Source organism: Streptococcus mitis (genome assembly GCF_009496205.1).
In the GTDB taxonomy this organism is placed as follows: Bacteria; Bacillota; Bacilli; order Lactobacillales; family Streptococcaceae; genus Streptococcus; species Streptococcus mitis_BN.
This window is the reverse complement of sequence record NZ_WIJO01000006.1, coordinates 20,698-40,884: the sequence shown is the minus strand read 5'-3', so window position 1 is coordinate 40,884 and position 20,187 is coordinate 20,698. Positions and strand designations below refer to the sequence as shown.

At 40.6% G+C, this 20,187-nt stretch carries 20 protein-coding genes, 1 pseudogene and 1 riboswitch; of the genes and pseudogenes, 18 read left to right on the top strand and 3 right to left on the bottom strand.

Annotated elements, in window-relative coordinates; all coding sequences use genetic code 11:
- The first annotated feature begins 48 nt into the window (after positions 1–48).
- The 10 genes and pseudogenes from GEZ85_RS01910 to GEZ85_RS01865 form a co-directional block, all read left to right on the top strand.
- On the top strand, positions 49–2,385 hold the full coding sequence (locus GEZ85_RS01910) for an endonuclease MutS2 (protein WP_153209181.1): 2,337 nt from the start codon (positions 49–51) through the stop codon (positions 2,383–2,385).
- Positions 2,386–2,548: 163 nt separating this feature from the next.
- A riboswitch (glycine riboswitch) is annotated at positions 2,549–2,637 on the top strand.
- Positions 2,638–2,727: 90 nt separating this feature from the next.
- Positions 2,728–4,050 (top strand): alanine/glycine:cation symporter family protein, encoded by a 1,323-nt coding sequence (locus GEZ85_RS01905; RefSeq protein WP_153209179.1) that lies wholly within the window; start codon positions 2,728–2,730, stop codon positions 4,048–4,050.
- Positions 4,051–4,181: 131 nt separating this feature from the next.
- The gene (locus GEZ85_RS01900) at positions 4,182–4,730 is read left to right on the top strand and encodes a carboxymuconolactone decarboxylase family protein (protein WP_000206768.1); all 549 of its coding nucleotides are present in this window, start codon (positions 4,182–4,184) and stop codon (positions 4,728–4,730) included.
- 108 nt (positions 4,731–4,838) lie between these two features.
- Positions 4,839–5,738 (top strand): TDT family transporter, encoded by a 900-nt coding sequence (locus GEZ85_RS01895; RefSeq protein WP_153209177.1) that lies wholly within the window; start codon positions 4,839–4,841, stop codon positions 5,736–5,738.
- Positions 5,739–5,917: 179 nt separating this feature from the next.
- Positions 5,918–6,535, top strand: coding sequence for a TetR/AcrR family transcriptional regulator (locus tag GEZ85_RS01890; RefSeq protein WP_084925524.1), 618 nt, complete (start codon positions 5,918–5,920; stop codon positions 6,533–6,535).
- 108 nt (positions 6,536–6,643) lie between these two features.
- Positions 6,644–7,354, top strand: coding sequence for an ABC transporter ATP-binding protein (locus tag GEZ85_RS01885; protein ID WP_084925526.1), 711 nt, complete (start codon positions 6,644–6,646; stop codon positions 7,352–7,354).
- Positions 7,347–8,906, top strand: coding sequence for a hypothetical protein (locus GEZ85_RS01880; RefSeq protein ID WP_084925528.1), 1,560 nt, complete (start codon positions 7,347–7,349; stop codon positions 8,904–8,906). The genes GEZ85_RS01885 and GEZ85_RS01880 overlap by 8 nt, the downstream gene beginning before the upstream one ends.
- A gap of 18 nt (positions 8,907–8,924) precedes the next feature.
- Positions 8,925–9,146, top strand: coding sequence for a DUF1648 domain-containing protein (locus GEZ85_RS01875; RefSeq protein ID WP_084925530.1), 222 nt, complete (start codon positions 8,925–8,927; stop codon positions 9,144–9,146).
- Positions 9,147–9,148: 2 nt separating this feature from the next.
- Complete coding sequence (locus tag GEZ85_RS01870; RefSeq protein ID WP_153209175.1) at positions 9,149–9,484, top strand: GntR family transcriptional regulator; 336 nt, start codon at positions 9,149–9,151, stop codon at positions 9,482–9,484.
- A 316-nt stretch (positions 9,485–9,800) separates the two neighbouring features.
- Positions 9,801–10,106, top strand: a pseudogene (locus tag GEZ85_RS01865) (transposase); the annotation flags it as partial.
- A 38-nt stretch (positions 10,107–10,144) separates the two neighbouring features.
- Here the strand turns inward: GEZ85_RS01865 and serS are convergent.
- From serS to GEZ85_RS01850, 3 genes are all read right to left on the bottom strand, one after another.
- Complete coding sequence (serS, locus tag GEZ85_RS01860; RefSeq protein ID WP_084925533.1) at positions 10,145–11,419, bottom strand: serine--tRNA ligase; 1,275 nt, start codon at positions 11,417–11,419, stop codon at positions 10,145–10,147.
- A gap of 213 nt (positions 11,420–11,632) precedes the next feature.
- Positions 11,633–12,004: a DUF956 family protein gene (locus tag GEZ85_RS01855; RefSeq protein ID WP_084925535.1), complete on the bottom strand. Its 372-nt coding sequence runs from the start codon at positions 12,002–12,004 to the stop codon at positions 11,633–11,635.
- Positions 12,005–12,006: 2 nt separating this feature from the next.
- Positions 12,007–13,371 (bottom strand): aspartate kinase, encoded by a 1,365-nt coding sequence (locus GEZ85_RS01850; protein ID WP_153209173.1) that lies wholly within the window; start codon positions 13,369–13,371, stop codon positions 12,007–12,009.
- Positions 13,372–13,580: 209 nt separating this feature from the next.
- Between GEZ85_RS01850 and GEZ85_RS01845 the strand changes: the two genes are divergently transcribed.
- The 8 genes from GEZ85_RS01845 to fabF all read left to right on the top strand — a co-directional run bounded on the left by GEZ85_RS01845 (position 13,581) and on the right by fabF (position 20,187).
- A complete protein-coding gene (locus GEZ85_RS01845; RefSeq protein ID WP_153209171.1) occupies positions 13,581–14,366 on the top strand; it encodes an enoyl-CoA hydratase in 786 nt (261 codons plus the stop codon).
- 93 nt (positions 14,367–14,459) lie between these two features.
- A complete protein-coding gene (gene fabT / locus GEZ85_RS01840; RefSeq protein ID WP_000386355.1) occupies positions 14,460–14,894 on the top strand; it encodes a fatty acid biosynthesis transcriptional regulator FabT in 435 nt (144 codons plus the stop codon).
- Positions 14,894–15,868 (top strand): beta-ketoacyl-ACP synthase III, encoded by a 975-nt coding sequence (locus tag GEZ85_RS01835; protein ID WP_153209169.1) that lies wholly within the window; start codon positions 14,894–14,896, stop codon positions 15,866–15,868. The genes fabT and GEZ85_RS01835 overlap by 1 nt, the downstream gene beginning before the upstream one ends.
- Positions 15,869–15,926: 58 nt before the next feature.
- On the top strand, positions 15,927–16,151 hold the full coding sequence (locus GEZ85_RS01830) for an acyl carrier protein (RefSeq protein WP_000257838.1): 225 nt from the start codon (positions 15,927–15,929) through the stop codon (positions 16,149–16,151).
- A 116-nt stretch (positions 16,152–16,267) separates the two neighbouring features.
- Entirely contained in the window at positions 16,268–17,242 is a 975-nt protein-coding gene (gene fabK / locus GEZ85_RS01825; protein ID WP_049487029.1) for an enoyl-[acyl-carrier-protein] reductase FabK, read from the top strand.
- Positions 17,235–18,158, top strand: a complete 924-nt coding sequence (gene fabD / locus GEZ85_RS01820; RefSeq protein WP_153209167.1) for an ACP S-malonyltransferase — start codon at positions 17,235–17,237, stop codon at positions 18,156–18,158. The genes fabK and fabD overlap by 8 nt, the downstream gene beginning before the upstream one ends.
- 40 nt (positions 18,159–18,198) lie before the next feature.
- Entirely contained in the window at positions 18,199–18,930 is a 732-nt protein-coding gene (gene fabG / locus GEZ85_RS01815) for a 3-oxoacyl-[acyl-carrier-protein] reductase (protein WP_153209165.1), read from the top strand.
- A gap of 21 nt (positions 18,931–18,951) precedes the next feature.
- Positions 18,952–20,187 (top strand): beta-ketoacyl-ACP synthase II, encoded by a 1,236-nt coding sequence (gene fabF / locus GEZ85_RS01810; RefSeq protein ID WP_153209163.1) that lies wholly within the window; start codon positions 18,952–18,954, stop codon positions 20,185–20,187.

Here is a 20,187-nt window from a genome sequence, read left to right as displayed (position 1 = left end):
AGAATCTATCAGAATGTAAAAAGCTACCTCAAAGACAAGGAAATAACAATGAATAAGAAAATATTAGAAACATTAGAGTTCAATAAGGTCAAGGCCTTGTTTGAACCTCATTTGTTGACCGAGCAGGGCTTGGAGCAATTGAGACAGCTGGCTCCGACTGCCAAAGCAGATAAAATCAAACAGGCTTTTGCTGAGATGAAGGAAATGCAGGCTCTCTTTGTTGAGCAACCGCATTTTACCATTCTCGCAACCAGGGAAATTTCAGGAGTTTGCAAGCGGTTGGAGATGGGAGCGGACCTCAATATCGAAGAGTTCCTGCTCTTGAAGCGCGTGCTTCTTGCCAGTCGAGAACTGCAAAGTTTTTATGCTAATCTGGAAAATGTTAGCTTGGAAGAATTAGCCCTTTGGTTTGAGAAATTACATGATTTTCCGCAATTACAAGGAAATCTCCAAGCCTTTAATGATGCAGGTTTCATTGAAAATTTTGCCAGTGAAGAATTGGCGCGAATCCGCAGAAAAATCCATGATAGCGAGAGTCAGGTACGCGATGTTTTACAGGACCTGCTCAAGCAAAAAGCGCAGATGTTGACGGAAGGAATCGTTGCCAGCAGAAATGGCCGTCAGGTTTTACCAGTCAAAAACACCTACCGCAATAAGATTGCTGGTGTCGTTCATGATATTTCTGCTAGTGGAAATACCGTCTATATCGAACCCCGTGAGGTGGTCAAACTGAGCGAAGAAATTGCCAGTTTGCGAGCAGATGAGCGCTATGAAATGCTTCGCATTCTCCAAGAAATTTCTGAACGTGTCCGCCCTCATGCGGCTGAAATTGCCAATGATGCTTGGATTATCGGCCATCTGGACTTGATTCGTGCCAAGGTCCGCTTTATCCAAGAAAGGCAAGCAGTTGTTCCTAAGCTATCAGAAAATCAGGAGATTCAACTGCTCCATGTCTGCCATCCATTGGTCAAAAATGCCGTTGCAAATGATGTCCATTTTGGTCAAGATTTAACAGCGATTGTTATTACAGGTCCCAATACAGGTGGGAAGACCATCATGCTCAAGACCCTCGGCTTGACGCAGGTTATGGCTCAGTCTGGTTTGCCGATTTTAGCAGATAAGGGAAGTTGTGTTGGTGTTTTTGAAGAAATTTTTGCTGACATTGGAGATGAGCAGTCTATTGAGCAGAGCTTGTCTACCTTCTCTAGCCACATGACCAATATTGTGGACATTCTTGGCAAGGTCAATCAACATTCGCTCTTACTCTTGGATGAGTTGGGGGCTGGTACAGACCCTCAAGAAGGAGCAGCCCTTGCCATGGCTATTCTGGAAGACCTTCGCCTGCGTCAAGTCAAGACAATGGCTACTACTCACTATCCGGAACTAAAGGCCTATGGTATTGAGACAGCCTTTGTTCAAAATGCCAGCATGGAGTTTGATACTGCGACTCTTCGCCCGACTTATCGCTTTATGCAGGGCGTTCCTGGCCGAAGCAATGCCTTTGAAATTGCTAAACGTCTAGGCCTATCTGAGGTTATCGTAGGGGATGCCAGCCAGCAGGTCGATCAGGACAATGACGTCAATCGTATCATTGAGCAACTGGAAGAGCAGACGCTAGAGAGCCGCAAACGTTTGGACAATATCCGTGAGGTGGAACAAGAAAATCTCAAGATGAACCGTGCTCTCAAAAAACTTTACAACGAACTCAATCGTGAAAAGGAAACCGAACTTAATAAGGCGCGTGAACAGGCTGCTGAGATTGTGGACATGGCTCTGAGTGAAAGTGACCAGATTCTTAAAAATCTCCATAGTAAATCTCAACTCAAACCCCACGAAATCATTGAAGCCAAGGCAAAGCTGAAAAAACTGGCTCCTGAAAAAGTAGATTTGTCTAAAAATAAGGTTCTTCAAAAGGCCAAGAAAAAACGAGCTCCAAAGGTGGGAGATGATATCGTGGTTCTCAGTTACGGTCAGCGTGGTACCTTGACCAGTCAACTCAAAGATGGCCGCTGGGAAGCCCAAGTTGGCTTGATTAAGATGACTTTAGAAGAGAAAGAATTTGACCTCGTTCAAGCCCAGCAAGAAAAGCAAGTCAAGAAGAAACAGGTCAATGTCGTGAAACGAACTTCTGGTCGTGGCCCACAAGCCAGACTGGACCTTCGAGGCAAACGTTATGAAGAGGCTATGAATGAGCTAGATGCCTTTATCGACCAAGCCTTGCTTAATAATATGGCTCAAGTTGATATCATCCATGGTATCGGAACAGGTGTCATCCGTGAAGGTGTCACCAAATACCTACAAAGAAACAAGCATGTCAAGAGTTTCGGCTATGCCCCACAAAATGCTGGAGGCAGTGGTGCGACTATTGTCACTTTTAAAGGATAGAAGTATTCCGAGCTTTATACAGTAAAAACTGTTGAATTAAGTTTTACTAATAAACACATTGACAAAAGCCAACATTTTTTGTAAAATAAGAATCAATTAAATACCAACACCGAATGAAGTTTAATAGAAGTGGGGAATCGTTTGATTTTTCATGACTGTAAATGGACGGAACTCTGGAGAGACCGTAAAGGCACCGAAGGGGCAAGGCAGGCAACTGCTCAAACTCTCAGGTAAAAGGACAGAGCTAGGATAGACCGCTTTTTAGCATTTATCTAAGCATTCCAGAGTACATGTATCTTGCATGTGCTCTTTCTTTTGGGGTTGAAAAGATAGGAGAAGGAAATGTTAGAATTGCTTAAATCAATTGATGCTTTTGCTTGGGGTCCACCCCTCTTGATTCTCTTGGTCGGAACAGGGATTTACCTAACTGCCCGTTTAGGACTTTTGCAGGTTTTGCGTTTGCCTAAGGCCTTTCAACTTATTTTTATCAAGGACAAGGGACACGGTGATGTATCTAGCTTTGCGGCACTGTGTACAGCCCTGGCAGCGACAGTTGGTACGGGGAATATTATCGGGGTGGCTACTGCTATCAAGGTTGGTGGCCCAGGTGCCCTTTTTTGGATGTGGATGGCTGCTTTCTTTGGGATGGCTACCAAGTATGCGGAAGGACTCTTGGCGATCAAATACCGCACCAAGGACGACCATGGTGCAGTAGCGGGAGGCCCAATGCACTATATACTTCTAGGGATGGGAGAAAAGTGGCGACCACTTGCGATATTCTTTGCCCTGGCAGGTGTTCTAGTAGCTTTGTTGGGAATCGGGACCTTCACCCAAGTCAACTCGATTACAGAATCTATCCAAAATACAACGACTATTTCGCCAGCTATCACTGCTCTTGTGTTGTCTATATTTGTAGCGATTGCAGTCTTTGGTGGTCTCAAGTCCATTTCAAAGGTTTCAACTACTGTTGTTCCTTTTATGGCCATCATCTATATTTTGGGAACTCTTACAGTTATTTTCTTTAATATCGGGAAACTCCCAGCTACAATCGCTTTAATATTGACATCAGCTTTTAGTCCAGTTGCTGCGGTGGGTGGATTTGCCGGTGCTAGCATTCGGATGGCTATCCAAAATGGTGTGGCGCGTGGTGTCTTCTCAAACGAATCTGGTCTGGGTTCTGCTCCTATTGCAGCAGCAGCTGCTAAGACAAATGAACCGGTAGAGCAAGGATTGATTTCCATGACAGGAACCTTTATTGACACCCTCATTATCTGTACTCTGACTGGTTTGACCATCTTGGTAACTGGGGTTTGGAGTGGTGATTTAAATGGGGTTGCCTTGACTCAGTCAGCCTTCTCAACAGTCTTTTCACATTTTGGACCTGCCCTCTTGACCATTTTCCTTGTACTCTTTGCCTTTACAACGATTCTAGGTTGGAACTACTATGGAGAACGCTGTTTCGAGTTCCTCTTTGGTGTTCGTTTTATCTGGCTTTACCGTGTGATTTTTGTGCTCATGGTCTTGCTAGGAGGATTTATCGAGTTGGATATGGTATGGATTATTGCTGATATTGTCAACGCTTTGATGGCTCTGCCAAACTTGATTGCCCTCTTAGTTTTATCACCAGTTGTTATTGCTGAGACTAAAAAGTATTTTAATAAATAATGGAATCACACATCGCGTGTGATTTTTTGCTTTCATAAAAAATTTCTATCGATGCAATTTAAAATATATATTATACACGGTATAGAATCTGTGATAGACTAGGTTTCAACAACATGAAAAGAGGTTTTATGATGACAACATTTACAATCCATACAGTAGAATCAGCACCAGCAGAAGTGAAAGAAGTTCTTGAAACAGTAGAAAAAGATAACAATGGCTATATTCCTAACCTAATCGGTCTCTTGGCTAATGCACCGACTGCTTTAGAGGCTTACCGTACTGTCGGAGCTATCAACCGTCGCAACAGCCTGACACCCGTTGAGCGTGAAGTGGTGCAAATCACGGCAGCTGTGACCAATGGTTGTGCCTTCTGCGTCGCAGGTCATACAGCTTTTTCCATCAAACAAATCCAGATGAACGATGACCTTCTTCAAGCTCTTCGCAATCGTACTCCAATTGAAACAGATCCTAAATTGGACACCCTAGCTAAGTTTACCTTGGCAGTTATCAATACCAAGGGTCGTGTAGGAGATGAAGCCTTGGCTGAGTTTTTAGAAGCTGGATACACTCAACAAAATGCCTTGGATGTGGTTCTTGGTGTCAGCCTAGCAAGCCTCTGTAACTATGCCAACAACCTAGCCAATACCCCAATTAACCCAGAATTGCAACCTTATGCTTAATTCATATCTGAGTAAAATGAAGTCTGAAATCAACGGACTTCGTTTTTTATCCCCTCATTTAAGCGCTATTATGCTATACTGAAACTAACATGATTATTGGAGGTTAGGATGAAAAAACTCCCTTTGGTATTTTCTGGTTGTTTGCTAGGTTTGGCAGGAGCTGGAAATCTTATTTTAGATACGTTGCCGGTTCTGTCCCATCTTTTTAGTCTGACAGGTTTGGTTTTGTGGCTCTTTTTTCTGCTTCTGCATCTTTTTAATTGGAAAGAAACCAAGCAAGAATTGACCAAGCCCCCACTTTTGTCAGGAATGGCCACCTTTCCCATGGCTGGGATGATTTTATCGACTTATGTCTTTCGAGCCTTCCCTCATTTCCCTTTGGTTGCTCAAGGACTCTGGTGGTTTTCATTTCTCTTGGATGTGGCTCTGATTGCTGGCTTCACTATCAAATTTGCCTGCCCGGGTCGGAGGGTTCATGCAACTCCAAGCTGGACGGTTCTCTATGTGGGGATAGCAGTAGCAGCCTTGACTTATCCTCTGGTAGGCATCATCGAAATTGCCTATGCGACCTTGAGTTTTGGGTTTCTCCTAACCTTCTATCTCTACCCGCTTATTTATAGCGATTTAAAGAAACATCCACTCCCACAAGCCATGCTTGGACAAGAAGGGATCTACTGTGCTCCTTTCTCTCTACTCTTGGCTTCCCTAGTTCGAGTTGGAGGAGTCAATCTACCGACTTGGGGCTTGATTGCCATGATTTTGGCTTCTCAAACTTTCTTTTTCTTTGTTTTGACTCGCCTGCCCAATATTTTAAAACAAGGCTTTCAACCAGCCTTCTCAGCCCTCACCTTCCCGACCATTATCACAGCTACCTCGCTCAAGATGGCTCAGGGAATCTTGAAACTTCCATTTTTGGATTATTTAGTACTGGCTGAAACCGCTATTTGCTTAATTATTTTAGTCTTTGTGTTAGGCGCTTATCTGAATTGGTTACGAAAAAAGGTCTAGCTAGAAATAGCTAAACCTTTTTTCGTAAGTGTCCGTACACTTACTGTGCTTACTACAAAAGTCAAGTAAGCATTTTCCTAAAATTGTAAATATATTATACCATAAAATTCAAGAGAAATGAGAAAACGCTATTGACAAATTGTCAGTAAGGTAGTATGATGTGCAATAGGAGGAATAAAATGCGAGATGTAAAAGATCCGGAAATTCGACGGGCTGAGATTATGGATGCTGCTATGCTCCTCTTTATGGAGAAAGGATATGCGAACACAACAACTCAGGATATAGTCGATAAGGTAAATATATCACGAGGTTTGTTATACTATCACTTTAAGAACAAAGAAGATATTCTGTATTGTCTTGTGGAACGTTATTCAGAGAAATTATTGAGAGATATTCATGTGATTGTCAATGATGACGACAAAACTGCTATTGAAAAAATAAGAGCCTTTATAGATGCCACAATAATCTCTACAGATAACGTTTCAGCGGAAGGAACTGAGTTACAAAAGACGGTTGATCTTGAAGAAAATCGTTATATGTTAGATAAGTTATCTCATAAGCTCATTGAAAAACTGACTATATATTTTGAGAGGATAATAAATCAAGGCATCTCAGAAAAAGTATTTTCTGTAAAATATCCATCAGAAACAGCAGAATTTCTGATGACAGCCTATGTTTTTGTTTCAAACAACATAGGTATAAAAACTTCAAAGAAAGAACCTGTCAAAGATTACTTGAATGCATTTAAGATAATGCTGGAACAAAATCTAAATACAAAAGGACTCTTTAGCAATTAAAAAAGATAGAATGTTTGTAAAGAGAACTATGTACCGATAGCTAAATCAAAACAAGCTATCGGTATTATTTCAATATACGACTGACAAATTGTCAATGGAGACGAAAAAATGTTAGAGATAAAGAATTTTAGTAAAAGTTATGGGGATAAGAAGGTTGTGGATAACCTATCTATTTCAGTACAGCATGGAGATATTTATGGTTTTATTGGAGCAAATGGTGCGGGAAAAACGTCAACGATAAAGGCAGTTGTCGGTATCCATGATTTTGAAGACGGAAGTATAATTATCAACGGTCATTCTATTAAAGAAGAACCTGTTATTTGTAAAAAAATGATGGCTTATATCCCAGATAATCCAGATTTGTATGAACATATGACAGGACTTCAATATATTAATTTTATTGCTGACTTGTTTGAAATTCCTACAAAAATACGCAAGGAAAGGATCCAAAAATATGGTGATTTATTTGATATGACTGACCATCTTTCGGGGATTATTTCTTCGTATTCACATGGTATGAAGCAACGAACAGCTATTATTTCTGCACTGGTACATTCTCCTAAACTGTTGATTCTAGATGAACCCTTTGTTGGGCTGGATCCCAAAGCAACTTTCCTACTAAAGAAAATTATGTATGAGTGTGTTTCAGATGGAGGTGCTATTTTCTTTTCAACCCATGTATTGGACGTTGCAGAAAAATTATGTAATAAGATTGCCATTATCAAAAATGGAAAGTTAATTGCAAGTGGCAATACAGGAGACGTCAAAGGTGATGAATCATTGGAGGCATTTTTCATGGAGGTGCAGGACAATGAGTAACATTTGGATACTGCTTAAAGCGCAATTGATTAATTTCTTTCCGATTAACGAGATTAGAGATTCAGGAAATAAAAAACAAAGTTCAATGGCTATTGCGAGTTTTGGCATAATAACCCTTTCCTTATTTTGCTTTGTTTATAATATACTAACAGCGAAAACATTGGTACACGTCGGACAGCAGGACTTGATACCGGCATATATGGTCTCTGTATCAAGTTTTTCAATATTATTTTTGACTGTCTTTTATTCGAATGGCATTTTATTTGGCAGTCGAGATATGGAAATTCTCCTATCCTTACCTGTTAAAAGTTCGTATATTATCACCAGCAAGTTCATGTTTATGTACTTATTGAATTTTTTAATAGGATTGATGTTTATGCTCCCGGGTGGAATTGTATGGATCTTGAACGGAAGTTTAAACCTCCTACAGATTATATTGTATTTTACTTCTATCATCTTTGCTCCCTTGATACCTATATGCATAGCAGCATGTATGGGAATCATTGTTGTTACTGTTTCATCTTATTTTAAGAGGAAAAATGTTATTGCTCTAATCTTTTCATTTGCAATGATAGGCATAATTGGATATATTGCAGTGTCAGCTATGAAATCAGGTAATGAAGACAGCATTGAGATCATGCTTTCTAAGCAAATTATAGGACTGTACCCAATATCCGGGTTATTCGTGCAACACACAAATTTTCCAATGTATATTGGAATGGGATTATTTATTGCTTTTTCAACAGCAGTTTTTTATATATTTGTAAAAATTGTTGCGATGAAGTATGGATTGCTTAATACTCTTGCTAAAACAACATCAAGATATTCTGATAACAAAAAATCTTATAATAGAAAATCGATATTTCTTGCCTTGTATAAAAAAGAAATGGGACGCTTTTTAAGCTCGTACATGGCGGTCTTGAATGCAGGCCTCGGTGTAATACTTTTATGTGTTTTTAGTATATTTTTGCTTTTTAATTCTGTAGAACAAATAGGAGAGTCTTCAGGGATAGAAAATATAAATGAATATCTCTCAAATTTTGCTCCATTATTTATTGCATCTATGCTCTCGCTCAGTTGCCCGGCAGCTTCAGCGATATCTTTAGAAGGAAAAAACATTTGGATTTTGCAAAGCTCTCCTGTTAAGGTAAAAATGATCCTAAATTCCAAGATAGCTGTCAATCTTACACTTCATTTGATTGGATATATGATTTCTGTATCTGTATTTGTGCTAAAACTAGATATAAATCTCATTCAAGTCACGAACCTAATTATTGTTCCTATATGTTATTCCTTTTTTATAACTGTAATTGGAATCGCATTAAATAAAAAATATCCTAACTATGATTGGGACAGTGAGATGATAGTTGTCAAACAAAGTCTTCCTGTTATTGTAACTGGAATTATTGGTATGATTGCGCTTATTACGCCACTTTTGCTTAATTGGCTGTTTAATCTTCCGATTATATTTGTTTTACAGGTAGTATCAGTAGTTTTATTGGTTATTACAATGGGTGTTTATTTAACAATAAGCAAGTTAAATTTTATCTAGTTAAAGGAGGAAAATAAGATGAAAAACAGACTGATAAAAGATATTTTGGTGTTATTAGTAATGCTAGCTATAATAGTTGTTATTTGCATATTTCTCCCAGAGAAAATTCCTGTTCATTTCAATGCAAAAGGAGTTGCAGATATGTTTGCTAATAAATATTACCTTCTGTTTGCTACGGTTATTCCGTATTCTGCTTATTGGAAATTTATACGCGGAAGGAAAAATAAACAGGTTAAGTGAATATGTATCCATATTTACAAATAGCATCTGTGATAAGAGCAACTGTTTTAAGAGGTAAGTATGTACCGGGGCAACAGCTGCCTCCCATAAGGACTTTAGCAGAGAGGGAAGAATGTAATCCTGCAACCGTTCAAAAATCATTAAAAGTTCTTGAAAAACAGGGGTTGCTTGTCAGTCGTGGAAGTAAAGGATATTTTGTTACTGAAAGTGAGAAGAAAATAATTGAGTTAAGAAATCAGCATTTGAACAGGCTTATAAAAATATTGTTTGAAAAACTATATGCCTTAGGATTTTCGGATTCTGAGATTATTAAACTATTTGATAGAATAGAAACTTAAACAGTGAATAAAAATCAATTATGTGTGAAGAAGATACAGATACTGACTATTTAGATTATTGATAAAATGGATGAAATGAATATGGAAGAATCGAAACATCTAATGTTAGAAATACCCAAGAAACATAATATTCCTCTTTTCAATAATCTCCATAGTAGATTATTGTTTCAGATGCAAGCTGAAACACGCAAGTGTAGCTAAAGAAGTATTCTTATTCTTATGTTTTTAGAGGACACAGGTGGGCAGAAAAAGGCTCCACAATATCCATAAGGGATTTACCCACTACAAATATTATAGTGCCTATAATCTCTATTAACTCTTGCTTTTTCACTTTCAGAATAAGGAACCTGACAAATTCTTCGGACTCATTGAGGACAATCTAAAGCAGGTTCATCTTCTTTTTCAGACTGTCTTTAAAATCTTCCTCAAGGACAAAGAGAAAATCGTCAACGTCCTTCAACTACCCTATTCCAACGCAAAATTAGAGGCGACTAATAATCTCATTAAACTCATCAAACGAAATGCCTTTGGTTTTCGGAATTTTGAAAACTTCAAAAAACGGATTTTCATCGCTCTGAACATCAAAAAAGAAAGGACGAAATTTGTCCTTTCTAGATCTTAGCTGACTTCAACCCACTACAGTTGACAAAGAAGCATTTTTTATGGTTTGATAACTTCAGCTCCACCCATGTATGGACGAAGTGCTTCTGGGATGGTCACAGAACCATCTTCATTTTGGTAGTTTTCAAGAATAGCAGCGACTGTACGTCCAACTGCAAGTCCAGAACCGTTCAAGGTATGGAGCAATTTCACCTTGCCATCTGCTTCATCGCGGTAACGGATTTGAGCACGACGGGCTTGGAAATCTTCTGTGTTTGAACAGCTTGAGATTTCACGGTAGGTATTTTGTGCTGGAATCCAAACTTCCAAGTCGTAAGTCTTCGCAGCTGAGAAGCCCATATCTCCTGTAGAGAGAGCAACGACACGGTATGGAAGGTTAAGTTTTTGAAGGATATTTTCAGCGTTGGCTGTCATTTTTTCCAATTCTTCGTAAGATTCTTCTGGTTTGGCAAATTTAACCATTTCAACCTTGTGGAATTGGTGCAAACGGATCAAGCCACGAGTATCACGACCAGCAGAACCAGCCTCAGAACGGAATGAAGGACTCATAGCAGTGAAGTAGATTGGAAGGTCCTTTCCGTCAAGGATTTCATCACGGTAGTAGTTTGTCAGAGGAACTTCAGCTGTAGGAATAAGGACATAATTGCTGTCGCTGAGTTCAAAAGTATCTTCCTTGAATTTTGGATATTGACCAGTACCAAACATAGAGTCATGGTTAACCATGTAAGGTGTGATGACTTCAGTATAGCCCTCTTTTCCATGCTCATCCAACATAAAGTTGTAGATAGCACGTTCCAAACGAGCACCGAGGCCTTTATAGAAGAGGAAGCGAGCGCCCGTTACCTTACCACCGCGTTCCCAGTCAAGGATACCGAGGGCTTCACCAAGATCCCAGTGAGCTTTAGGTTCGAAATCGAATTCGCGTGGAGTACCCCAACGGCGAACTTCAACATTGTCGTCTTCGTCAGCCCCAACAGGAACGCTGTCAGCTGGGATATTTGGAAGAGTAGTCGTAAATTCTGTCAATTTAGCATCGATTTCTGCCAATTCGGCATCCAAGGCTTTGACTTCAGTAGATAGATTTTGCATGGCAGCAATCTTGTCATCTGCATTTTCCTTGTTGCGTTTGGCTTGAGCAATCTCAGCTGAAACTGTGTTACGTTCTGCTTTTAAAGTTTCGACCTTAACCAAAATGTCACGACGTTTAGCATCGATTTCTTTCATCTCGTTCAAGACAGCAGCATCTACACCACGTGTAGCCAATTTTTCTGCGACAGCATCAAAGTCTGTACGAATACGTTTGATATCTAACATAAGAACTCCTTTATGAAAAAAGCACACCTGACAAAGCGTTGGAGTGACAGGGCCACGGTTCCATCCAACTTCACAGGTGTGCACTTGATTGTGTATGTAATTTTGAATAACGGTAGAATTTCACCTATCCCTCCTATCTGCTCGCAGCACCCGCAGACTTTCTGAAAGAAGAAGATAACCTACTTATCCGTTGCTATGATTATACTAAAGTTTCTACTTTTTTGCAAATAGATTTTTAAATTTTTGACTAATTGTCTGAATCAGGGTAGGAAGTTTGACGACCTTGTCATTGCCCAGTTTTTCGCGTGCAATTTTGAGAATGGCACCTGAGTCTTTTGAAGCAAAGAGGAATTTTCCTTGATCAGTAAAGACTTCGAAGTGGCGACTGATTTTGCGACCAGTAACATTAGCTCCAATCTGGTTGATATGGCTCCAAGGAATCTGGATAAATTGTTCAACATTGACATCTGGATAAAATTCCAGAGCCTGATCCCCGACCAAGAATTTTCCCACTTTCCCAGCTATAGAGAGGTAGGAGGTGCCTGTCGTATTGAGGAGCACTGTTTTGTTAAGTGATTGAGCCATGCTTAGTCTTCCTTACTTTCACCGAAAAAGGCATTGTAGAGGGCTTTGATTGCTGCTTTCTCTTGGTCTTTATTGACAACAAACATGATAGAAACTTCACTAGAACCTTGAGACATCATCTGGATGTTGATCTTGTTTTCAGATAGAGCGCGTGTTGCAGTAGCAGTTACTCCGATATGACTCTTCATCTTTTCACCAACAATCATAATGATTGAAAGGTCGTGTTCGATTTCTGCATGATCTACTTCAGCCTTTTGAACCAACTGACGAAGGATTTCTTCTTCCTTGATAGGAGTTAGTTCACGAGAACGGAGGATGATTGAAAGATCGTCGATACCTGTTGGCATATGTTCCCAACCGATGTTAAGATCTTCAAGGATTTGAAGAACCTTGCGACCAAATCCCACCTCACGGTTCATGAGGTATTTCGACATATTAATGCTGACAAAGCCTGAGTCACCAGCAATTCCTACTACTGGAAATTCATCACTACTGTGTTTTAGAACGATACGAGTACCTGGGTGGTCAGGATTGTTGGTATTCTTGATAACTAGAGGAATTTTTCCTCGGTAGGCAGGAAGAAGCGCTTCGTCATGAAGGACTGAGAAGCCTGCATAGGCTAGCTCACGCATTTCACGGTAGGTCAACTCAGGGATTGAGTGTGGTTGGTGGATAATACCAGGGTGGGCTGCAAAGATACCATCAACGTCCGTAAAGTTTTCATAGAGGTCGGCCTTAACACCGGCAGCAATGATAGAACCTGTAATGTCTGAGCCTCCACGTGAGAAGGTACAGATTTGATTTTCCTTAGTAACACCAAAGAAACCAGGAATGACAAGAACTTCATTTGCATTTGTCAATTCTTCAATCTTGTCATAACTTGATGGAATGATGCGAGCGTGACCAGGTTCACTTGTGACCACAATACCAGCTTCTCTAGGATGCACATAGCGTGCATCGATCCCGTTTTGATTAAAGTAGGCAGCGATTAACTTAGCATTGTTATTTTCACCAGCTGCTAGGAAAGTATCGTAGAGAAATTCATTCTCTTCAATAGGAAGAGTGGATAAGGCGCGAATGCTTTTGGAAATTTTTTCTAGCACAGCTGGTTTTAGTCCTAGTTCACTAACCATAGCAGCATAGCGGTCGATAATCCAGCTTTGACTCTTACTAATATCGTTACCAGCAACATAGTCGCGGTAGTATTTAATCAAGGCATCCGTAACCTTAGTATCTTCAGCATTACGTTTACCAGGCGCAGAAACGACGACAAAACGACGCTCTGAATCGCTTTTGACGATGTTTAAAACTTTTTCTAATTGACTAGCAGAGGCAAGAGAGCTACCTCCAAATTTAACAACTTTCATAAGAACTCCTAAAGTAAGTATTTTATACGATTATAGCAGAAAGAAAGCCTTTTTTCAATGAAGAAAATAAGATGCTTTCTAGTATAAAGCGAGCCTTTCTAATCGGCTGAGACACTTTCAGTTGATTTTTTCTTGCTTTCTGATTTTAAAAAAGATATACTTTGAAAATAAAATAATTTAAACTGCTTATAAAATAAAAAGGAGTCCAAATGGAACACATTATTTATCAGCTTGAAGAGGACTTGGCAATCATTACCTTGAACCGTCCTGAGGTCGCAAATGGTTTTCATATCCCTATGTGCGAGGAGATTTTAGAAGCTCTGACTTTGGCAGAAGAGGATCCAGCTGTGCATTTTGTCTTGATCAACGCGAATGGCAAAGTTTTTTCAGTTGGGGGAGATTTAGTAGAGATGAAGCGGGCAGTAGATGAGGATGATATTCCATCATTGACGAAAATCGCAGAATTGGTCAATACTATTTCTTATAAAATCAAGCAAATTGCAAAGCCTATTTTGATGGAGGTTGATGGGGCTGTTGCAGGTGCTGCAGCGAATATGGCTGTTGCTGCAGATTTTTGTCTGGCAACGGATAAGGCTAAGTTTATCCAAGCCTTTGTCGGAGTTGGCTTGGCTCCGGATGCAGGAGGAATTCATCTCTTGAGTCGAAGTATTGGTGTGACGCGTGCTGCTCAATTAGCCATGACAGGTGAGGCTTTGTCCGCAGAAAAAGCTCTGGAGTGGGGTCTTGTTTATCGGGTCTCTGAAGCTGATAAACTTGAAAAGACGAGAGAACAGCTTCTTAAAAAATTAAGACGTGGTTCAAGTAATTCCTATGCTGCCATCAAGAAGTTGGTTTGGGAGAGTCAATTTAAAGACTGGCAGAATTACGCCACTTTAGAACTGAACCTACAGGAATCACTAGCGAAAACAGAGGATTTCAAAGAGGGAGTTCGGGCTCATTCGGAAAGAAGAAGACCTAAATTTACAGGAAAATAAAAAAATACTTGCACCATTCTTTGAAGTTTGATATAATTCTTTTGTCAAATGTTTTGATTGTAAAAGTTTTTTTGAAAAGGAGGGAAGGAAAGATTGGACTACCAACGAATTAATGAATACTTAACGTCTATATTTAACAATGTCCTCGTTATTGAGGAAGTTAGCTTGAGGGGTAGTCGTTTCAAGGATATCTCCATCAAAGAAATGCATACGATTGATGTGATTGGAAAAGTTCCAGATGTGACACCAAGTCAAGTGTCAAAAGAGTTGATGGTGACTCTTGGGACAGTTACGACTAGTTTGAATAATCTCGAACGTAAGGGTTACATTGAACGCATTCGTTCAGAACATGATCGACGTGTGGTACATCTGCATTTGACAAAGAAAGGTCGCTTGGTTCATAGGCTACATAAACGCTTCCACAAGGCCATGGTTGAAAAAATTATTGATGGTATGAGTAAGCAAGAAATTGAGGTTATGAGCAAAGGTTTGACTAATCTTTATCAATTTTTGGAGGATTTGAGATAATGGCTTTTGCAAAAATAAGCCAGGTTGCTCATTATGTGCCAGAGCAAGTGGTTACAAATCATGATTTGGCCCAGATTATGGATACCAATGATGAGTGGATTTCAAGTCGGACGGGAATACGACAAAGGCATATTTCAAGAACAGAATCTACGAGTGATTTGGCTACAGAGGTTGCTAAGAAACTGATGGCAAAAGCTGGAATCACAGGAGGGGAGTTGGATTTTATCATCCTAGCTACTATTACTCCAGATTCGATGATGCCCTCTACAGCTGCTCGTGTTCAAGCTAATATTGGTGCTAATAAGGCCTTTGCTTTTGACCTAACAGCAGCTTGCAGTGGATTTGTATTTGCTCTTTCAACTGCTGAAAAGTTTATCGCTTCTGGTCGCTTTCAAAAAGGCTTGGTGATTGGTAGTGAAACCCTGTCTAAAGCAGTCGATTGGTCAGACCGATCAACAGCTGTTCTGTTTGGAGATGGTGCTGGTGGAGTCTTGTTAGAAGCTAGCGAGCAAGAGCATTTCTTGGCAGAGAGTCTCAATAGTGATGGGAGTCGTAGCGAGTGTCTAACTTATGGACATTCAGGCTTGCATTCTCCGTTTTCAGATCAAGAAAATGCAGATTCATTTTTGAAGATGGATGGGCGTGCAGTCTTTGATTTTGCTATTCGGGACGTAGCCAAGTCTATCAAGCAGACTATTGATGAATCTCCTATAGAGGCGACAGACTTGGATTATCTGCTACTTCATCAGGCTAATGACCGTATTTTGGATAAGATGGCTAGAAAAATCGGTGTTAACCGAGATAAAATTCCAGCCAATATGATGGAATATGGCAATACCAGTGCAGCAAGTATCCCGATTTTACTTTCAGAGTGTGTAGAACAAGGTCTCATCCGTTTAGATGGTAGCCAGACTGTTCTGCTATCAGGCTTCGGTGGAGGCTTGACATGGGGCACGCTCATTCTTACAATTTAGGTAATCATGTGGTGAACACATTGTTATAAAAAACTATTTATTTTAAAGGAGTCCTATTATGGCAGTATTTGAAAAAGTACAAGAAATTATCGTTGAAGAACTTGGAAAAGACGCATCAGAAGTAACACTTGAATCAACTTTTGATGACTTGGACGCAGATTCATTGGACTTGTTCCAAGTAATCTCAGAAATTGAAGATGCTTTTGATATCCAAATCGAAGCAGAAGATGACTTGAAAACAGTTGGTGACTTGGTTGCCTACGTTGAAGAGCAAACAAAATAAGCAGAATATAAATAGAAGGAGTAGGGAAACCCGCTCCCTCTTGTTTAGGCAATAGTTTGATTTTCAAATTATGACGATATCGAACTATTACGTAAGCAAGAAACGATGGAGGCACTATGAAAACGCGTATTACAGAATTATTGAACATTGATTATCCTATCTTTCAAGGAGGAATGGCTTGGGTTGCTGATGGTGATTTGGCAGGAGCTGTTTCCAAGGCTGGAGGACTAGGGATTATCGGTGGGGGGAATGCCCCTAAAGAAGTTGTCAAGGCAAATATTGATAAAATCAAATCATTGACTGATAAACCCTTTGGTGTCAACATCATGCTCTTGTCTCCCTTTGTGGAAGATATTGTAGACCTCGTTATCGAGGAAGGGGTTAAGGTAGTTACAACAGGCGCAGGAAATCCAAGCAAGTACATGGAACGCTTCCATGCTGCTGGTATCACGGTTATTCCAGTTGTGCCTAGTGTTGCTTTAGCTAAACGCATGGAAAAAATCGGTGCGGACGCTGTTATTGCAGAAGGAATGGAGGCCGGGGGGCATATCGGTAAATTAACAACCATGACCTTGGTGCGCCAGGTTGCTGCTGCTGTATCTATTCCTGTTATTGCTGCAGGAGGGATTGCGGATGGTGAAGGTGCTGCTGCTGGCTTTATGCTAGGTGCAGAAGCTATTCAGGTTGGAACTCGCTTTGTCGTTGCAAAAGAGTCTAATGCCCATCCAAATTATAAGGCGAAAATTTTAAAAGCTAGAGATATTGATACTACGATTTCAGCTCAACACTTTGGACATGCTGTTCGTGCGATTAAAAATCAGTTGACTCGTGATTTTGAACAAGCTGAAAAAGATGCTTTTAAACAAGAAAATCCAGATTTGGAAATTTTTGAACAAATGGGAGCAGGTGCTCTAGCCAAAGCGGTTGTTCACGGAGATGTGGATGGAGGCTCTGTCATGGCAGGTCAAATTGCAGGGCTTGTTTCCAAAGAAGAAACCGTTGAAGAAATCCTAAAAGATTTGTATTACGGAGCAGCTAAGAAAATTCAAGAAGAGGCCTCTCGTTGGGCAGGAGTTGTAAGAAATGACTAAAACAGCCTTTTTATTTGCTGGCCAAGGTGCCCAGTATCTAGGTATGGGACGGGATCTCTATGATCAGTATCCGATTGTTAAAGAAACGATTGATCAAGCGAGTCAGGTACTTGGTTACGATTTGCGTCATCTTATTGATACAGAAGAAGCAAAACTTAACCAGACCCGCTATACGCAACCAGCTATTTTAGCGACTTCAGTTGCTATCTATCGTTTATTGCAAGAAAAGGGCTATCAGCCTGATATGGTTGCTGGTTTGTCCCTTGGAGAATATTCTGCCTTGGTGGCCAGCGGTGCCTTGGATTTTGAAGATGCGGTTGCCTTGGTAGCTGAGCGTGGAGCCTATATGGAAGAAGCGGCCCCTGCTGGTTCTGGCAAGATGGTAGCAGTTCTCAATACGCCAGTAGAGGTCATTGAAGAAGCCTGTCAAAAAGCTTCTGAACTTGGAGTGGTTACCCCAGCCAACTATAATACACCTGCACAAATTGTGATTGGTGGAGAAGTGGCTGCAGTTGACCGAGCTGTCGAACTCTTGCAAGAAGCAGGCGCCAAACGCTTGATTCCTCTCAAGGTTTCAGGGCCTTTTCATACCGCTCTCCTTGAGTCTGCTAGTCAGAAACTAGCTGAAACTCTAGCTCAGGTAAGTTTTTCAGATTTTACTTGTCCCCTAGTCGGCAATACAGAAGCTGCAGTTATGCAAAAAAAAGACATTGCTCAACTCTTGACGCGTCAGGTCAAGGAACCAGTTCGTTTCTATGAAAGTATTGCGGCCATGCAAGAAGCAGGCGTAACCAACTTTATCGAGATTGGACCGGGGAAAGTCTTGTCAGGCTTTGTGAAAAAAATTGATAAGACAGCTAAACTAGCCAATGTTGAAGATCAGGCTAGCTTGGAAGCCCTGTTGGGAAACAAGTAATCCCTTCTCCCATAAATACAAGAGGAAACAGGAGAAAAGAATGCAACTAAAAAATAAAAATATCTTTATTACAGGTTCGAGTCGTGGGATTGGTCTTGCCATCGCCCACAAGTTTGCTCAAGCAGGAGCCAATATTGTTTTAAACAGTCGTGGGGCAATCTCAGAAGAATTGCTCGTTGAGTTTGCAGACTATGGTGTCAAGGTGGTTCCCATTTCAGGAGATGTATCAGATTTTGCAGACGCTAAGCATATGGTTGAGCAAGCTATTGCAGAGCTGGGTTCAGTAGATGTTTTGGTCAACAATGCAGGGATTACCCAAGATACCCTTATGCTCAAGATGACAGAGGCGGATTTTGAAAAAGTGCTCAAGGTTAACTTGACTGGTGCCTTTAACATGACACAATCAGTCTTGAAACCGATGATGAAAGCCAGAGAAGGTGCTATCATTAATATGTCTAGTGTTGTTGGTTTGATGGGAAATATCGGTCAAGCTAACTATGCAGCTTCTAAGGCTGGTTTGATTGGTTTTACCAAGTCTGTGGCTCGTGAAGTGGCCAATCGCAATATCAGGGTTAACGCTATTGCACCTGGAATGATTGAGTCCGATATGACAGCTGTTCTATCAGACAAGGTAAAAGATGCTATGCTGGCTCAAATTCCTATGAAAGAATTTGGACAAGCGGAGCAGGTTGCAGATTTGACAGTATTTTTAGCAGGCCAAGATTATCTAACTGGTCAAGTGGTTGCCATTGATGGTGGCTTAAGTATGTAGCAGAAGCTAGAGGTGAAAAAGATGAAACTAAATCGCGTAGTAGTAACAGGTTATGGAGTAACATCTCCAATCGGAAATACACCAGAAGAATTTTGGAATAGTTTGACAACTGGAAAAATCGGAATTGGTCCAATTACAAAATTTGATCATAGTGACTTTGATGTGCATAATGCAGCAGAAATCCAAGATTTTCCTTTTGATAAATACTTTGTAAAGAAAGATACCAATCGTTTCGATAACTACTCTTTGTATGCCTTGTATGCGGCTCAAGAAGCTGTTAATCACGCTAATCTCGATGTAGAGACTCTTGACAAGGATCGTTTTGGTGTTATTGTGGCTTCTGGTATTGGTGGAATCAAGGAAATTGAAGATCAAGTGCTTCGCCTAAATGACAAAGGACCAAAACGTGTGAAACCATTGACCCTTCCAAAAGCCTTGCCAAATATGGCTTCAGGAAATGTTGCTATGCGTTTTGGAGCAAACGGTGTTTGTAAATCCATCAATACTGCCTGCGCTTCATCAAATGACGCGATTGGGGATGCCTTCCGCTCAATTAAATTTGGTTTCCAAGACGTTATGTTGGTAGGTGGTTCAGAAGCCTCTATCACAACTTTTGCTATTGCTGGTTTCCAAGCCCTAACTGCTCTCTCAACTACAGAGGACCCAACTCGTGCTTCCATTCCATTTGATAAGGACCGTAATGGTTTTGTCATGGGTGAAGGTTCTGGGATGTTGGTTCTTGAAAGCCTTGAACACGCTGAAAAACGTGGGGCTACTATCCTTGCTGAAGTGGTTGGTTACGGAAATACTTGTGATGCCTACCACATGACTTCACCACATCCAGAAGGTCAGGGAGCTATCAAGGCCATCAAACTAGCCTTGGAAGAAGCTGAGATTTCTCCAGAGCAAGTAGCCTATGTCAATGCTCACGGAACCTCAACTCCTGCTAATGAAAAAGGAGAAAGTGGTGCGATCGTAGCTGTTCTTGGTAAGGAAGTACCTGTATCATCAACCAAGTCTTTCACAGGACATTTGCTAGGTGCTGCAGGTGCGGTAGAAGCTATCGTAACCATCGAAGCTATGCGTCATAACTTTGTACCAATGACAGCTGGGACAAGCGAAGTATCAGACTATATCGAAGCCAATGTCGTTTATGGACAAGGCTTGGAGCAAGAAATTCCATACGCTATTTCAAATACTTTTGGTTTTGGTGGCCACAATGCAGTTCTTGCTTTCAAACGTTGGGAGAATAAATAA

Coding starts and splice junctions, on each gene's coding strand:
- GEZ85_RS01895 (WP_153209177.1), top strand. CDS start 4,839: ATGAAAAAACTCCCTTTGGTATTTTCTGGTTGTTTGCTAGGTTTGGCA.
- GEZ85_RS01850 (WP_153209173.1), bottom strand. CDS start 13,371: ATGAAAGTTGTTAAATTTGGAGGTAGCTCTCTTGCCTCTGCTAGTCAA.
- GEZ85_RS01870 (WP_153209175.1), top strand. CDS start 9,149: ATGTATCCATATTTACAAATAGCATCTGTGATAAGAGCAACTGTTTTA.
- GEZ85_RS01905 (WP_153209179.1), top strand. CDS start 2,728: ATGTTAGAATTGCTTAAATCAATTGATGCTTTTGCTTGGGGTCCACCC.
- GEZ85_RS01875 (WP_084925530.1), top strand. CDS start 8,925: ATGAAAAACAGACTGATAAAAGATATTTTGGTGTTATTAGTAATGCTA.
- GEZ85_RS01885 (WP_084925526.1), top strand. CDS start 6,644: ATGTTAGAGATAAAGAATTTTAGTAAAAGTTATGGGGATAAGAAGGTT.
- GEZ85_RS01845 (WP_153209171.1), top strand. CDS start 13,581: ATGGAACACATTATTTATCAGCTTGAAGAGGACTTGGCAATCATTACC.
- GEZ85_RS01835 (WP_153209169.1), top strand. CDS start 14,894: ATGGCTTTTGCAAAAATAAGCCAGGTTGCTCATTATGTGCCAGAGCAA.
- GEZ85_RS01880 (WP_084925528.1), top strand. CDS start 7,347: ATGAGTAACATTTGGATACTGCTTAAAGCGCAATTGATTAATTTCTTT.
- fabD (WP_153209167.1), top strand. CDS start 17,235: ATGACTAAAACAGCCTTTTTATTTGCTGGCCAAGGTGCCCAGTATCTA.
- fabG (WP_153209165.1), top strand. CDS start 18,199: ATGCAACTAAAAAATAAAAATATCTTTATTACAGGTTCGAGTCGTGGG.
- GEZ85_RS01910 (WP_153209181.1), top strand. CDS start 49: ATGAATAAGAAAATATTAGAAACATTAGAGTTCAATAAGGTCAAGGCC.
- fabF (WP_153209163.1), top strand. CDS start 18,952: ATGAAACTAAATCGCGTAGTAGTAACAGGTTATGGAGTAACATCTCCA.
- GEZ85_RS01900 (WP_000206768.1), top strand. CDS start 4,182: ATGACAACATTTACAATCCATACAGTAGAATCAGCACCAGCAGAAGTG.
- GEZ85_RS01890 (WP_084925524.1), top strand. CDS start 5,918: ATGCGAGATGTAAAAGATCCGGAAATTCGACGGGCTGAGATTATGGAT.
- GEZ85_RS01830 (WP_000257838.1), top strand. CDS start 15,927: ATGGCAGTATTTGAAAAAGTACAAGAAATTATCGTTGAAGAACTTGGA.
- GEZ85_RS01855 (WP_084925535.1), bottom strand. CDS start 12,004: ATGGCTCAATCACTTAACAAAACAGTGCTCCTCAATACGACAGGCACC.
- serS (WP_084925533.1), bottom strand. CDS start 11,419: ATGTTAGATATCAAACGTATTCGTACAGACTTTGATGCTGTCGCAGAA.
- fabK (WP_049487029.1), top strand. CDS start 16,268: ATGAAAACGCGTATTACAGAATTATTGAACATTGATTATCCTATCTTT.